The sequence below is a fragment of the Variovorax robiniae genome (assembly GCF_037889955.1).
GTDB lineage: Bacteria > Pseudomonadota > Gammaproteobacteria > Burkholderiales > Burkholderiaceae_C > Variovorax > Variovorax robiniae.
Genome location: NZ_JBBKZS010000022.1, coordinates 48041 through 62042 on the forward strand (window position 1 = coordinate 48041; position 14002 = coordinate 62042).

The window sequence follows — 14002 nt, forward strand, 5'->3', positions numbered from 1 at the left end:
GAGGGGCCGAAGGCTTACGCCGCCAGCGCAACTTTCATTTGTTCTAGACGGGCCTTGACCGAGGTGTCGAGCACTTCGTCGCCCACAGCCACGCGCACACCGCCGATCAACGACGGGTCGAGCTTGACCGAAACCTGCAACTTGCGGCCGAAGCGCTTCTCGAGCGCCGTCGACAACTGCGCAAGCGCAGCGTCGTCGATCGGGAAGGCGCTGTACACGACAGCATCGGACGAGCCGCTGCTGGCATTGGCCAGGACCCGGTACTGGCGCGCGATTTCAGGCAGCGCAGCAAAGCGGCCGTTCTCGAGCAACGCGCCGAGGAAGTTGTTGGCCTGCGCCGACAGCGGAGCACCGGCCACGCTGGCGATCACGCCGAGCACTTGCTCGGGCGTGGCCTTCGGGTTGTCGGCGAATTGCTGCAACTGCGGCTCGGCCGCGATGGCGGCGACTTGCTCCAGCCAGGCGCCCGTACCTTGATGGTCAGACGCTGCAGCCTTGAACAAGGCCTCGGCGTAGGGGCGTGCAATGGTGGCGATTTCTGCCATGTTGTTCCTCGATGCGCCTTCTGCTTCAGAGTTCGGTCTGCAGGCGGGCCAGCAAGTCGGCGTGAACCGCGGGGTTCACTTCCTTGCGCAGGATCTGCTCGGCGCCCTTGACGGCCAGTGCGGCAACTTGCTCGCGCAGTGCTTCACGGGCCTTGACGGCTTGCTGCTCGGCCTCGGCACGTGCAGCGGCGACGATCTTGTTGCCCTCTTCCGTGGCGCGGCCCTTGGCCTCTTCAATGATGGCCTGCGCGCGACGCTCCGCATCAGCCAGGCGCTGCGCGGATTCGTTGCGAGCCTGACCCAGTGCGGACTCGACCTTCTTGTCGGCCGCAGCCAGTTCGGTCTTGGCCTTGTCAGCCGCGGCCAGGCCGTCGGCGATCTTGGCGGCGCGCTCGTCGAGCGCCTTCGCGATCGGTGGCCACACGAACTTCATCGTGAAGGCGACCAGGATCAGGAACACGATCAACTGGACGATTAAGGTACCGGTAATGCTCACTTTTCACCTCTCTATGCAATGGAACTGTCAGTCACTCCGCTGGGAATGACGACCGGATCCGAGGAGAAAAACTTACTTGGCCAGGGTGGCGATTTGCGCCAGGAACGGGTTGGCCGTTGCGAACCACAGGGCCACACCGGTACCGATGATGAACGATGCGTCGATCAGGCCGACCAGCAGGAACATCTTGGTTTGCAGTTCGCCCATCAGCTCGGGCTGGCGTGCAGCCGATTCGAGGTACTTGCTGCCCATGATGCCGATGCCGACGCAAGCGCCGAATGCGCCGAGACCGATGATGAGGCCGGCGGCCAGGGCAACAAAGCTGATAACTTCCATGATGACTCCTAAGGGGACTTTGGTTGACGAGAAAAAGAAAAACGGAAACTGAAAAGACGGATCAGTGGTGATCGTGGGCCTGGCCGATGTAGACCAGCGCCAGCATCATGAACACGAAGGCTTGCAGCGTGATGATCAGGATGTGGAAGATCGACCAGACGGTGCCCGCGATGATGTGACCGATGGCCAGGCCGATGCCGGTGGCCGACAGCGTGAAGGCACCACCCATGAGGGCGATCAGCAGGAAGATCAGTTCGCCGGCGTACATGTTGCCGAACAGCCGCATGCCGTGCGAGACGGTCTTGGCGATGAACTCGATCATCTGCATCGCGAAATTGAAGGGGTACAGCGCCCAGTGGTTGCCGAACGGTGCCGCGAACAGTTCATGCACCCAGCCGCCCAGACCCTTGATCTTGACGTTGTAGTAGAGGCAGACCAGCAGCACACCGACCGACAGACCCATGGTCACCGACAGGTCGGCCGTAGGCACGACGCGCAGATAAGCATGGTGCGGGTCGCCGGGATAGAACTTGCCGAAGAGGAAGGGCAGCAGATCGACGGGCAGCAAGTCCATCGCGTTGAGCAGGAAGATCCAGACGAAGAGGACCAGCGCCAGCGGCGCGACCATCTTGCGGCTTTCCTTGTTGTGGACGATGCCCTTGGCCTGCTGGTCGACCATCTCGACGAGGAACTCGACCGCAGCCTGGAAGCGGCCCGGCACGCCCGAGGTGGCCTTGCGCGCGGCACGCCACAGGAGAAAACAACCCAGCGCGCCCAGCACGACCGAGAAGAAGATGGAGTCGAAACTGAAAACCGAAAAGTCGACGACCGACTTGGGCTTGACGTTTTGCAGGTGCGTCAGATGGTGAATGATGTATTCACCAGCGGTCTGACCGTGTTCCGCAGCGTTCTCAGCAGCCATTCTGTTACTCGTTCTCTCGTTTCTTGCGCTTTGGGGCGAACATCAACGCCATCCAATACGCTTGCATTGCCACCGCCAGGCCGACCAGCATTGCTGGCCAGCTCAGCGCCGTTATCAGCCTTGGCGCCGCGAGCAACATCGCCAGCGTCAAAGCCATCTTGACCATTTCCCAAACAAAGAATCCGATCATCGCCGTGCTCGGATTCAGGGAAGAGAGGCGACCCGTCAATCCGCGCGCGAAGACAGCAGCAGGAACCACCACTGACAGCGCGCCGTAACCGGCCGACCAACCCAGATTTTGCCTCCCGGTCAGACCCCAGGCAGCCAACGCCACCAGCAAGCCCGCCACAACCTGAGCCGCAATCACCCGCCAAGGGGAGACCGACGGACTCTTTTCCCGAAGCCGTTGCGCCTCCTCGGCGGTCAACGGCTTGAATACTTCTTCTTGAGGATCTTCGAACCCGACATCGTGGGCTGTTTTTGTCATGTGCATGCGCCCGGATGTCGAACCAGAATTTTACAAAGCCATTGATTATAGGTAAGAACCCGGGCCTTCCCGCCATTTTGACCATCCGATGTGAACCGAAGGTGTTGCAACGGGGCTGCGAAGCCTGTACGCGGGCCCCTTGCAAGGCGTGACGCCCATAATTCCGGGATGGACCCATTGACCTCTGTGCTGCCCGATACGCTCTGCTATCTGGACGGTGCATTCACCCCGCTGCGCGACGCGAAGATCAGCGTGCTGGACCGCGGCTTCATCTTCGGCGATGGCGTCTACGACGTCGTGCCCGCCTATGACGGCCGCCTGTTCTGCTTCGATGAACACATCGCCCGCTTGGGCCGCTCGCTGGCCGAGTTGCAGATCGAGAACCCGCACACCGACACCGAGTGGCGCGCGATTGCGCAGAAGCTTGTCGCGCAGTCGAGCGGCCCATCACTTGCGGTGTACTTCCAGGTGACACGTGGCGTGGCCCCGCGCGACCATGCGATGACGCGCGGCATCCGGCCCACCGTCTTCGCGATGGTCAACACGATGAAGCCGGTGCCCGACAGTGCTCGCGCCAAGGGCGTGGCCTGCGTGACGGCCGATGACTTCCGCTGGCAGAAGGCGCACATCAAGAGCACCAGCCTGCTGGGCGCGGTGCTGGCACGGCAGATCAGCATCGAGGCCGGCGCGACGGAGACGATCATGTTCCGCGGCGAGGCCTTGAGCGAGGCCTCGTCGAGCAATGTCTGGGTGGTGAAGAATGGTCGCGTCGCCGGACCGGTGCCCGACGAGAAGGTGCTAAAGGGCATTCGCTATGGCCTGCTGGAGCGCCTGTGCCGCGACAACAGCATCCCCTTCGAACTGCGCCGCATCACGCGCGAAGAAGTGTTCAGCGCCGACGAACTGATGCTGTCTTCCGCCAGCAAGGAGGTGCTGCCAGTGACCCTGCTGGACGGCCAACCCATTGGAACCGGCGCACCCGGCCCCATCTACCACGCCTTGTACGCGGCCTACCAGCAGGCCAAGCAGCGCAACGGAGTTTCCCCATGACCATTCCCACCAACGACAAGATCGAGACGCGACAGGAGTCGCTGATCGAATACCCCTCCCAGTTCCCGATCAAGGTGATGGGCGAGAACGCCGACGGCTTCGTGCACGCGGTCACCGCGATCGCCAAGCAGTTCGATCCCGACTTCGACGCCGCGACGGTCGAGTTGCGCGACAGCAAGACCGGCAAGTACCTCGGCGTGACCGTCACCGTGACCGCGACCAGCCGGGAGCAGCTCGACGACCTCTACCGTGCGCTGTCCTCGCACCCGATGGTGAAGGTGGTCCTCTGACCACGGAGGCGGCCACAGCCATCGCCGTCGAGCGGCTGGGCCGCGTCGACTACGAGCCCACCTGGGCGGCCATGCGGCAGCTCACGCAGGAACGCTCGTCGGATGCGCCAGACGCGCTGTGGATCTGCGAGCACCCGCCGGTCTACACGCAAGGCATCGCCGGCAAGGCCGACCACGTGCTCAACCCCGGCGACATCCCGGTGGTGCAGACCGATCGAGGCGGTCAGGTCACTTTTCACGGGCCCGGCCAGGTCGTGGCCTACCCGCTGATCGACCTCAGGCGCGCCGGCTATTTCGTCAAGGAATACGTCTACCGGATCGAGGAGGCGGTGATTCGCACGCTCGCGCATTTCGCGGTCACAGGGCACCGTGTGGCCGGGTCGCCGGGCATCTATGTCCGGCTTGACGACCCGTTCTCGCACGCCGCGCTGAGCGGGCCGGTCCATCCGGGCGACCCGTTCCGCGGCCTCGGCAAGATCGCCGCGCTGGGCATCAAGGTCGCCCGGCATTGCACATACCACGGTGTGTCGTTCAATGTCGCGATGGACCTGGAACCCTTCGATCGCATCAACCCTTGTGGCTATGCCGGGCTGAAAACGGTCGATCTTTCTACAATCGGGGTCCAAACCACTTGGGAAGAAGCTGCGCAGGTACTGGGCCAGAAGCTCGTCACCTTCCTGGCCCCCTGAACCATGAGCACCCCTGAAGTCGTTCGCGAGGCCCAGAGCCAGGAAAGCTACAACCCCCTTGCCAAGCAGAAGGCCGCCGCCAAGCTGTCGCGCATTCCCGTGAAGGTCGTGCAGGCCGAGGTGCTCAAGAAGCCCGAGTGGATTCGCGTCAAGGCCGGCAGCCCGACCACCCGGTTCTACGAGATCAAGCAGATCCTGCGCGAAAGCAACCTGCACACGGTCTGCGAAGAGGCTTCGTGCCCCAACATCGGCGAATGCTTCGGCAACGGCACCGCAACGTTCATGATCATGGGCGACAAGTGCACGCGCCGCTGCCCGTTCTGCGACGTCGGCCATGGCCGGCCGGATCCGCTCGACAAGGACGAGCCGTTGAACCTGGCGAAGACCATCGCCAAGCTGCGCCTCAAGTACGTAGTGATCACCAGCGTGGACCGCGACGACCTGCGCGACGGCGGCAGCCAGCATTTCGTCGATTGCATCCGCAACATCCGCGAGCTGTCGCCGATGACGCAGATCGAGATCCTGGTGCCCGACTTCCGCGGCCGCGACGACCGCGCGCTGGAAATCCTGAAGGCCGCGCCGCCGGACGTGATGAACCACAACCTGGAAACCGCGCCGCGCCTGTACAAGGAAGCGCGCCCTGGCAGCGACTACCAGTTCAGCCTGAACCTGCTGAAGAAGTTCAAGGCGCTGCACCCGAGCGTGCCGACCAAGAGCGGCATCATGGTGGGCCTGGGCGAGACGGATGAGGAAATCCTGCAGGTGATGCGCGACATGCGCGCACATGACATCGAGATGCTGACCATTGGTCAGTACTTGTCACCGAGCAACAGCCACCTGCCGGTGCGCCGTTACGTGCATCCCGACACCTTCAAGATGTTCGAGGAAGAAGCCTACAAGATGGGCTTCAGTCATGCGGCCGTGGGTGCGATGGTGCGGTCGAGCTACCACGCCGACCAGCAGGCACACGCCGCGGGCGTGTGACTTGCGAATTGCAGGCCGGCTGGATCCAGCGGCCTGCGCGCACAGGGAATCAGGAAGGATTGCTTTGACGGGCCGGACGGCGGCGGGTCGGCGGGCCGGAGCGCTTGTCGTCTGCGCGAACGTCGGGTTTGTTGGAACGGGTCATCATGCGTCCTGGTTATTGGAATCGCGGCCTCATGGCTCGCGGCATCATTCAACGCAGCGTGTCGACAGTTCGTTGACGCCTCCATCACCTGACCATGTCCCCTACCCTCACCCTACCTGACGCCATCGCCCAAGACTTCGGGCTCATTGCCGACCTCATCCAGATCCATGCGGTCGAACAGCCGGACAGCCTTGCATTACGCGACAGCGAGCGCACGCTCACTTACTCTGGACTTAACGCATTGATGGACCGGGTCGCGGCGGCACTCCAGCGCGACGGCCTAGCGGTTGACGACGCGATCGCGATTTGCGCGTGGTCCTCCGTCACCTACGCGACAGTTTTTCTCGGCGCCTTGCGGGCCGGGGTGGCGGTCGCGCCGCTGGCGCCAGGGTCGACGCCCGAGAGCTTGGCCCGCATGCAGCGGGATGCGCAGGCGAAGCTGGTTTTTGCCGATGCGAGCACGGCGGACGTGCTCGGCGCCCCGGAAGCTTGCATTCCGCGCATCGCGCTCGACGGCTCCGATGTCGGGCGTGCCTTCGACGACTGGCTCGCGCCGGAAGGCGCCAAGCCCACGAGAGTGGCGCCGGAGCCATCATCTCCCTTCAACATCATCTATTCATCCGGCACGACGGGTGAACCGAAGGGCATCGTGCAGGGGCACGGCATGCGCTGGTCGCACGTGAAGCGCGGCGCGCGCTACGAATACGGGCCCGACACCGTCACCCTGCTCTCGACGCCGCTCTACTCCAACACCACGCTGGTGGTGTTTTTTCCGACCCTCGCGTTCGGCGGGCAGGTGATCCTGATGTCGAAGTTCGACGCGGCGGCCTACCTCCGGCTCGCGCAGGAAAGCCGGGTGACCCACACGATGCTCGTGCCGGTGCAGTACCAGCGCCTGATGGCGCATCCGGCCTTCGACGCGCACGATCTTTCGTCATTCCAATACAAGTTCAGCACCAGCGCGCCCTTTGGCGCGGCGCTGAAGGCGGATGTGCTGAAGCGCTGGCCGGGCGGGCTGGTCGAGTTCTACGGCATGACCGAGGGCGGCGGCACCTGCATCCTGGAAGCGCATCTGCATCCTGGCAAGCTGCATACGGTCGGCCGCCCGGCCGAAGGCAGCGACATCCGGCTGATCGACGACGAGGGCCGTGAAGTCCCGGCCGGCGGCGACGGCGAGGTGGTCGGCAGCTCGGCCGGAATGATGGTCGGCTACCACCGCCAGCCGGAGAAGACGCGAGAAGCCGAGTGGTTCGCGCCCGATGGAAAGCGTTTCATCCGCACCGGCGACGTGGGCAGGTTCGACGCGGAAGGCTTCCTGACGCTGTTCGACCGCAAGAAGGACATGATCATCAGCGGCGGCTTCAACATCTATCCGAGCGACCTGGAGGCGGTGTTGCGCGGCCATCCGGCGGTGGCCGACGTGACCGTGGTGGGCGTTCCCTCGGAGGCCTGGGGCGAGACGCCGATCGGCTATGTGGTGCGCAAGCCCGGGGACGACACCGAGCCGGCCGTCTTGCTGGAATGGACCAACGCCCAGCTCGGCAAGACCCAGCGGCTCGCCGCCTTGCACCTGATCGACGAGCTGCCGCGCAGCGCCATCGGCAAGGTGCTCAAGCGCGAATTGCGCGACCGGCATGGGCGCGGCTGAGGCCACGCCAGCGACGCAGTCCCACAAGGAGGGCGGCGGCAACGGGCTGTTGTGGGTGCTGCTGGCAGTGGCGGTCGTGCTCGCTTTCGTTCGTCCGCGTGCGCCCCTCGAACTGCTCCGACTGGTCGACTGGCCGACCATCGGCGCGCTGGCAGGACTGCTGGCCATCACGCAGGGCGTGGAGCGCAGCGGGATGTTGCAGTCGACGGCCGAGCACCTGCTGGAACGCTGCACCAACCTGCGCAGCCTGGCGCTGCTGCTGGTGGCCACGTCGGCGCTGCTGTCGGCGCTGGTGACGAACGATGTGAGCCTGTTCCTGCTGGTGCCGCTGACGCGGGTGCTGGCGACGCAGGCGCACTTGCCGTTGGGCCGGCTGGTGGTGCTGGAAGCGCTGGCGGTGAATGCGGGCTCGGCCCTGACGCCCATCGGGAATCCGCAGAACCTCTACCTGTGGCATCGCTCCGGCGAGAGCTTCCTCGGGTTCATGGGCATGATGGCGCCGACCGTCGGGATCATGCTGGCCTGGCTGATCGTCGCGGTGTGGCTGCTGGTGCCGCGCACGCCGATCACGCTGAAGCACGTGGAAGACACCGGGCCGATGCAGCCGCGGCTGCTCTGGCTGTCCGCCGGGTTGTTCGTCGCGTTCGTGGTGGCGCTCGAGCACCGTTGGCTGCTGGCCGGGCTGGGGCTGGTGTTCGGCGTCTATCTGCTGACGTACCGGGGCGTGTTGCGCGGCATCGACTGGTCGCTGCTGGCGATCATCGGGCTGATGTTCGTCGACCTGCGGCAATTGGCCGAGTTGCCTGCCATCGCCACCTTGCTCGGGCGCTGGCCGATCGACGAAGGCTGGCGCGCGTACCTGGCCGCGGTGCTCACCTCGCAGGTGATCAGCAACGTGCCCGCCGCCATCCTGCTCGATGGTCCGGTGCGCGACCTGCCGGCGCTGGCGGCCGGGGTCAGCGTGGGCGGCTTCGGCTGCGTGCTGGGCTCGCTGGCCAACCTGATCGCGCTTCGCCTGGCGAAGCTGCCGCATGGGCTGCGCGAGTTTCATCGGATCAGCATTCCATTCCTGCTGGTGTGCGCCGCCTCGGCGCTGCTGCTGCGGATCGGTTGAACCGGCACACGTTTGCCTGCGCCCTCCCGCCCGCTCGACAATGGGGCCGAACATGCCACCGTCCCTCCCCGCCGATCCTGTCATGCCTCCCACGCACGGCCTGTCGCTGCGCCGCTATGGCGCCTCGCACGGCAGCCATGCGCATGGGCATTTCCAGGTTCTCGTGGGCCTGGGCGGGCAACTCGACCTGGAAGTGGAAGGCCGCGGGCGGCACATCACGGCCGGGGAAGGCTGGGTGATCGCGCCGGGCGACCGGCACGACTTCGAATCGAGCGAGGGCGCCCAGTGCCTGGTGCTCGACACCTCCGACCTGCTCTGGTCGCGCGCGGTCGGGCGCACGCCCATGACGCAACGGACCTTGTCGCTGGCAAGCTACCTGGCGTTGTGCCTGGGACAACCCGACGCCCCGAAGCTCGCCCTGCACCACGGACCCGCCTTGCTGCTGGAGGCCTGGGGGCCGCTACCGGCCAGTGCCAGCCGCCGCCGGGCCATCGACTGGGCCGCGCTGAGCCTGTGGGCGCAGGCCCGCTGGCAACGTCCGCTGACGGTGGCCGACATGGCCGCCGTGGTCTGCCTGAGCCCGAGTCAATTTGCGCAGCGTTGCCGCGATGAATGCGGGGTGGGCGCAATGCAATGGCTGCGCCAGCAGCGCCTGGTGCACGCGCGGCAATTGCGTGGCCACGGCATGAGCGTGGCCGAGGTGGCGCGCCGCACCGGCTACCGCTCGCCCTCGGCGCTGACGGCGGCGATGCGGCGCGAGGAAGCCGCATCGCCGCAACCGTCGCCGGCTACCAGCGGACCTTGACGCCGAGGCTGCCATTGAGGCTGCTGCGCACACGCGTGTCGCCGCCCAGCGCCCAGAGCTTGCCGAGTTCACCGTACAGGCTCACGGCCGGCGTGACGGCCAGCGTCGCGCCGACGGCCACTTCGCCGCTAAATCCGCCCGTGTTCGTGAGGATGGCGGTATTGCCCGCCAGCGTGCCGAAGTTCGAGACGTCGGTGCCGCGGGTGCTGGCATACAGGTTGACGCGACCGTAGGGCTGGAGGACGCCGACGCCGGTCGTGATGTCGCCCTTCACGCGCACGCCCGCGCGGGCCAGCCAACCATCGGCGGTCCACTGCCGCACCAGCGTCGCGCCGGGAATCCAGGCGCTGTCCAGGCTCAGGCTCTGGTGCGCGACTTGTACCTGCGGCTCGATCGTCCAGCTCGGCGTCAAACGGATCGACTGGCCCAGCTCCAGCGACATGACCAGGCTGTCGCCCTTGCCCGAGATCGCCAGGGAGGTGCCGGTCGACGAGGTGTAGCGGTGGCGGCCCGCCTGCGCGACTGCGTCCAGGTAGAAGCCGCCCGCATCTTTGAAGGTGGCGTAAGCGCCCAGGTACTGGTTGCGCAGGTCGTTGGACCCGACCGCGCGATTCAGGATGCCGCCGGAGAAGCCGCTGACCTGCATGTCGCCATCGAGTTGGCCGACGTAGAGGCCGGCGCGCCATCCGCCATTGACGAGGAGGTCCGTTCCCGCCTGGAAGCCGGTGGCACGGCCGCTGCTGCGAGGGTCGACAGTGCCTTGTTGGCTGATCGTGTCGTCGACGCTGATCACGCGCGCCCAACCCTGGCGGCTTCCGCCCGCCATGCCGGCATCGTCGCCCACGCGCTGGTGGAGGTTGCCCAGCATGGCGTAGTTGCGCTGGCGGAACTGCTCGGGCAAGGCGGCGAGCAGCGGTACTTCGGCACGGTATGCCGTGACGGTCAAGGGAGGCAGAGTCGGCGCCTGCTGCTTGACGACGTCGGCCGGAGCCGGAGCCGGAGCCGGAGCCGGAGCCGGTGCCGGTGCCGGTGCCGGTGCCGGTGCCGGTGCCGGTGCCGGTGCTGGTGCTGGTGCTGGTGCTGGTGCTGGTGCTGGCGGCGTCACCTGCACGTCGGAGCGAAGGTAGCCGCCCGTGGGCGTGGTGCTCAACCGGTACTCGAACGCGCCTGCATCGACGTGCCCGCCGGCCAGCGTGAACGCGTTGGCGCCGATGCTGCCGCCGTTCGAGGTGCCGATGACTTCGATGCCGTTGCCGGTGGTCAGCGCGCCGAGGCCGCCGAGTTGGACGACTTGCACCGACGTCGTGCCGCTCGCGACGGCGGTAGCGCCGCTGAGCACGAGTCGATCGGAGGGGCTGCTGCTGTCGCCAAGCGTGGTGCCCAGGCGCAGCAGGCCGTTGTTGCCGACGTAGGGGCCGTTCACGGTCAGCGTGGTGCCGGGCGTCGTGCCCAGCAGGCTGACCGTGCCGCCGTTGGCGAGTGACGCCACCGTCTGGTTGAACCCGGAGAGATCCAGCGTTGCACCCGCTGCCACGCTGTGGGCACTGATGGCGCTCAGGGTGTTGGCCGCGCCCGCGCGCGCGGTGCCCGCGTTGATGGCGGTCGCACCAGCGTAGTTGTTCGCGCCCGAAAGCAGCAGCGTGCCGGCGCCCTCCTTGGTCAAGCCGCCTGCACCCGCCATGCCCGTGCCAAGGCTCAAGGTCGTACCGGCGTTGGTGACAAAGGTGCCCCCATCCGCGTCCAGGTTGATCTGGCGCGCGGTGGAGATGTCGGCCGTGGTCTGCAATGCGCCACCGTCGAGGGTGAGCACGCCGGCCAGTGCGCCGAGGCTCGCGTCGCGGGCAATGGACAAGGCGCCAGCCTTCACGGTCCACGGCGTGACACCCGCCTGGGCGCCGTCGAGGGTCCAGGTGCTGGCACCTGTCTTGCGAAAGTCGGTGAAGCCCTGGTACTGGTTGCCGATGGCGGACACGTCGAATGCGGCATCGGTGCTGCCACCCAGCGCGAACGCGTTGCCGGTACCGGTCGCCATCGCATTGCCGGTGAATCCGTAGCCCGCTTGCACTTCGAGCGTGTTGTTGTTGCCGGTGAAGGTGACGGCATTGCCGCGCGTCACGCCGTCGCCGCCCAAGCCTCCGGAGATGCTGCCGGCGTTGACAACGCTGTTGCCATCGCCCGTGACGTTGACACCGACCCCGGCGACGCCGGCGGTGCCGACTGCGCCGGTGCTCACGCCGGCAACGCCGCCGTTCCCGCCGACCAGGTTGCCGGCATTGATGATCCGCGCGCCGCTGCCCGCGACGTCCACCGCATGGCCGCCGCCGCCTCCTCTGCCCGACAGGGTGCCCGCATCCGCAGGGCCGGCGACCACGTTGCCACCGTTCCCGCCGTTGCCCCCGGTGATCGTTGCGCCGGCCTGGTTGTTCAATTGCCCGCCCAGCAAGGCGATGCCGTTGCCCCCACCTCCGCCGCCACCGCTGGATCGGTTGGAGCGGGTCAGGCCGTCCCCGCCATTGCCCCCGTTGCCGCCGGTGATCGTCCCGGTGTTGGTGGCCACGCTGGCCGGATCGGAGGGCGCGAAATAGACGCCGGTGCCGCCACCGCCGCCGCCGCCGCCTTGCGACGCGGCCGTGCCACCGTCGCCCCCCTGCCCGCCCGAAATGCTGCCGCTGTTCCCGAACGCGGTGACGGATGGGTCGACGACGGCGCCATAGCCGCCGCCACCACCGCCGCCGGCTGCCCAGAAGCCGTTGCCGCCCTTGCCGCCATTCCCACCCACGACGCTGCCTGTGTTCGATGTCAGCGGGCCCGAGGCGCCTGCATTGCCGCCGCCACCTCCGCCGCCGAAGCCGTTGCCGTTGGTCGGGTCATCCTGTCCAGGGGCCCCATTCGGCGACACCGTGGTGCCAGCCGCGCCCCCGGCGCCGTTGCCCCCCCACGAAAGAGGGGTCCGTGCCAAGCGTGCCGATCGAGGCGTCGGCGCCTGCGGTCGGGCCGGCGGGGGTCGCGTTGCCGCCGTTGCCACCGTGCGCATTGGAATCGGTGTCATTGACCGCACCCATGCCGCCCGTGCCGTCGGCGCCACCAGCGCCAGCCCAGAGGACGGGGTTGACGGGCTTGCCGCCAGCGCCGCCCGGGGCGGCGGTCGCCGGGCCCGCGGCCACGAACATCGCGGCGATGGCGACGGCGATCGACCGGATGCCTCCGCCCGGCGGCGCGACTTGGCATGCGACACGTGCGGCGCCGGCTGTTGTCGCGCGGCCACTGCCTGCGCGACTGCGCGCGATCTCGGCGACGGCCTGCCAGCAGCCTTGGGCCTTGTTGAATATGAGGCGATAAACAAGATTCATCTGACGACTCCCTGCGGAAAGAAAGGTCGGGCGTCCGGAAGCTGCTCGGGAAATTTCCGCTCTCGCCGCAGGCCGCGTCGCACGACTAAAGTACTCATGTTTCTATTTGACACGGTGTGTGACTTTTCGGTTACGCAAAATTCACGCTTTTGGTGCTTCGTGATGGCTTGCAGGGCACTCGATCCCGCAATTCGCGACGACAAACCGGCATTAGTCGACGACCGCACCGGCTAGCCTCGACGCATGCCAACGTCCCATCTGTATGCCCTCGGCGCCATCGCGCTCTGGGCCACGCTCGCCTCGCTCGGTACCGCGCTGTCGCACTTGCCGCCCTTCCTGCTGACTGGCTCGTCCCTGGTGTTGGGCAGCCTGCTCAGCCTGCCGAGCGTGGTGCGCGACCGGGCGGCCTGGCGCGTGCCGCCACGGACCCTGGCCCTGGGCGTCTACGGGTTGTTCGGCTTCCACTTCCTGCTGTTTCTTGCGCTGCGGCATGCGCCACCGGTTGAAGCCAACCTGGTCAACTACCTGTGGCCGCTGCTGATGGTGGTGCTGGCGCCGGTGCTGCTGGTCGGCGTGTCGTTGCGGCCGACGCACGTCATTGCGGCGCTGCTGGGCTTTGCCGGCGCGGCCATCGCAATCCTGGGCGCGCGCGGTGGTGCGGCCGGCGTGAGCACCGAGACCTGGGGCTTCGCTCTGGCTGCCGGTTCGGCCTTCATCTGGGCCAGCTATTCGTTGTGGACGCAGCGGGTGCCGGCGTTCCCGACCGCCGCCATCGGGTTGTTCGGGCTGGTCTCGGGTGTGCTCTCGCTGGCCTGCCATGTGTTGCTGGAGCCATCGACCAGCCTGTCGATGCGCGATGGGTTGTTGCTGGCCCTGTGCGGGCTCGGGCCGCTCGGCGCCGCTTTCTATCTGTGGGACATGGCGCTGAAGTGCGGCGACGTGCGCCAGATCGGCATCCTGAGCTACATCACGCCGCTGGCCTCGACGGCCCTGCTGCTGGTGGTGACGGGCCGGCCGCTGAGTTGGACGATTGCACAGGCGGCGGCGATGATCATTTCCGCGGCGGTGCTGGGCACGCGCACCAGGTCGGCCTGAGCCCTCGGCCATCGAAAGCGAATCGCCGCATATGCGTACCAGCGCA

At 66.7% G+C, this 14002-nt stretch carries 15 protein-coding genes; 8 read left to right on the plus strand and 7 right to left on the minus strand.

Going from position 1 to position 14002, the window contains the following annotated elements; all coding sequences use genetic code 11:
• Positions 1–14: 14 nt before the first annotated feature.
• The 5 genes from WKW79_RS30795 to WKW79_RS30815 form a co-directional block, all read right to left on the minus strand.
• Positions 15–545: a F0F1 ATP synthase subunit delta gene (locus tag WKW79_RS30795; protein ID WP_340339044.1), complete on the minus strand. Its 531-nt coding sequence runs from the start codon at positions 543–545 to the stop codon at positions 15–17.
• A 25-nt stretch (positions 546–570) separates the two neighbouring features.
• Positions 571–1041, minus strand: a complete 471-nt coding sequence (locus WKW79_RS30800) for a F0F1 ATP synthase subunit B (RefSeq protein WP_340339045.1) — start codon at positions 1039–1041, stop codon at positions 571–573.
• A gap of 72 nt (positions 1042–1113) precedes the next feature.
• A complete protein-coding gene (gene atpE, locus WKW79_RS30805; protein WP_165908898.1) occupies positions 1114–1377 on the minus strand; it encodes a F0F1 ATP synthase subunit C in 264 nt (87 codons plus the stop codon).
• 61 nt (positions 1378–1438) lie between these two features.
• Positions 1439–2299: a F0F1 ATP synthase subunit A gene (gene atpB, locus WKW79_RS30810; RefSeq protein ID WP_340339046.1), complete on the minus strand. Its 861-nt coding sequence runs from the start codon at positions 2297–2299 to the stop codon at positions 1439–1441.
• A 4-nt stretch (positions 2300–2303) separates the two neighbouring features.
• Positions 2304–2786 carry an ATP synthase subunit I gene (locus WKW79_RS30815; protein WP_340339047.1) on the minus strand — a complete coding sequence of 161 codons (483 nt, stop codon included), beginning with the start codon at positions 2784–2786 and terminating at the stop codon, positions 2304–2306.
• Positions 2787–2954: 168 nt separating this feature from the next.
• Between WKW79_RS30815 and WKW79_RS30820 the strand changes: the two genes are divergently transcribed.
• The 7 genes from WKW79_RS30820 to WKW79_RS30850 all read left to right on the plus strand — a co-directional run bounded on the left by WKW79_RS30820 (position 2955) and on the right by WKW79_RS30850 (position 9511).
• Positions 2955–3836 (plus strand): D-amino acid aminotransferase, encoded by an 882-nt coding sequence (locus tag WKW79_RS30820; protein ID WP_340339048.1) that lies wholly within the window; start codon positions 2955–2957, stop codon positions 3834–3836.
• Complete coding sequence (locus tag WKW79_RS30825; protein ID WP_340339049.1) at positions 3833–4126, plus strand: HP0495 family protein; 294 nt, start codon at positions 3833–3835, stop codon at positions 4124–4126. Before WKW79_RS30820 ends, WKW79_RS30825 begins: the two co-directional genes overlap by 4 nt.
• Positions 4123–4815, plus strand: a complete 693-nt coding sequence (lipB, locus tag WKW79_RS30830; protein WP_422823987.1) for a lipoyl(octanoyl) transferase LipB — start codon at positions 4123–4125, stop codon at positions 4813–4815. The genes WKW79_RS30825 and lipB overlap by 4 nt, the downstream gene beginning before the upstream one ends.
• Before the next feature lie 3 nt (positions 4816–4818).
• On the plus strand, positions 4819–5799 hold the full coding sequence (lipA, locus tag WKW79_RS30835) for a lipoyl synthase (protein WP_340339050.1): 981 nt from the start codon (positions 4819–4821) through the stop codon (positions 5797–5799).
• Between the two features lie 239 nt (positions 5800–6038).
• The gene (locus WKW79_RS30840; protein ID WP_340339051.1) at positions 6039–7592 is read left to right on the plus strand and encodes a class I adenylate-forming enzyme family protein; all 1554 of its coding nucleotides are present in this window, start codon (positions 6039–6041) and stop codon (positions 7590–7592) included.
• Positions 7579–8706, plus strand: a complete 1128-nt coding sequence (locus WKW79_RS30845; protein ID WP_340339052.1) for an SLC13 family permease — start codon at positions 7579–7581, stop codon at positions 8704–8706. The genes WKW79_RS30840 and WKW79_RS30845 overlap by 14 nt, the downstream gene beginning before the upstream one ends.
• 82 nt (positions 8707–8788) lie before the next feature.
• Complete coding sequence (locus WKW79_RS30850) at positions 8789–9511, plus strand: helix-turn-helix transcriptional regulator (RefSeq protein WP_340339053.1); 723 nt, start codon at positions 8789–8791, stop codon at positions 9509–9511.
• On the opposite strand, the gene WKW79_RS30855 is transcribed toward WKW79_RS30850, so the two are convergent.
• Positions 9495–12410, minus strand: coding sequence for an autotransporter outer membrane beta-barrel domain-containing protein (locus tag WKW79_RS30855; RefSeq protein WP_340339054.1), 2916 nt, complete (start codon positions 12408–12410; stop codon positions 9495–9497). The two genes, WKW79_RS30850 and WKW79_RS30855, sit on opposite strands and share 17 nt — an antisense overlap.
• On the minus strand, positions 12379–12861 hold the full coding sequence (locus WKW79_RS30860) for an ESPR domain-containing protein (RefSeq protein WP_340339055.1): 483 nt from the start codon (positions 12859–12861) through the stop codon (positions 12379–12381). The genes WKW79_RS30855 and WKW79_RS30860 overlap by 32 nt, the downstream gene beginning before the upstream one ends.
• A gap of 243 nt (positions 12862–13104) precedes the next feature.
• Between WKW79_RS30860 and WKW79_RS30865 the strand changes: the two genes are divergently transcribed.
• On the plus strand, positions 13105–13956 hold the full coding sequence (locus tag WKW79_RS30865) for a DMT family transporter (RefSeq protein ID WP_340339056.1): 852 nt from the start codon (positions 13105–13107) through the stop codon (positions 13954–13956).
• Positions 13957–14002 lie beyond the last annotated feature (46 nt).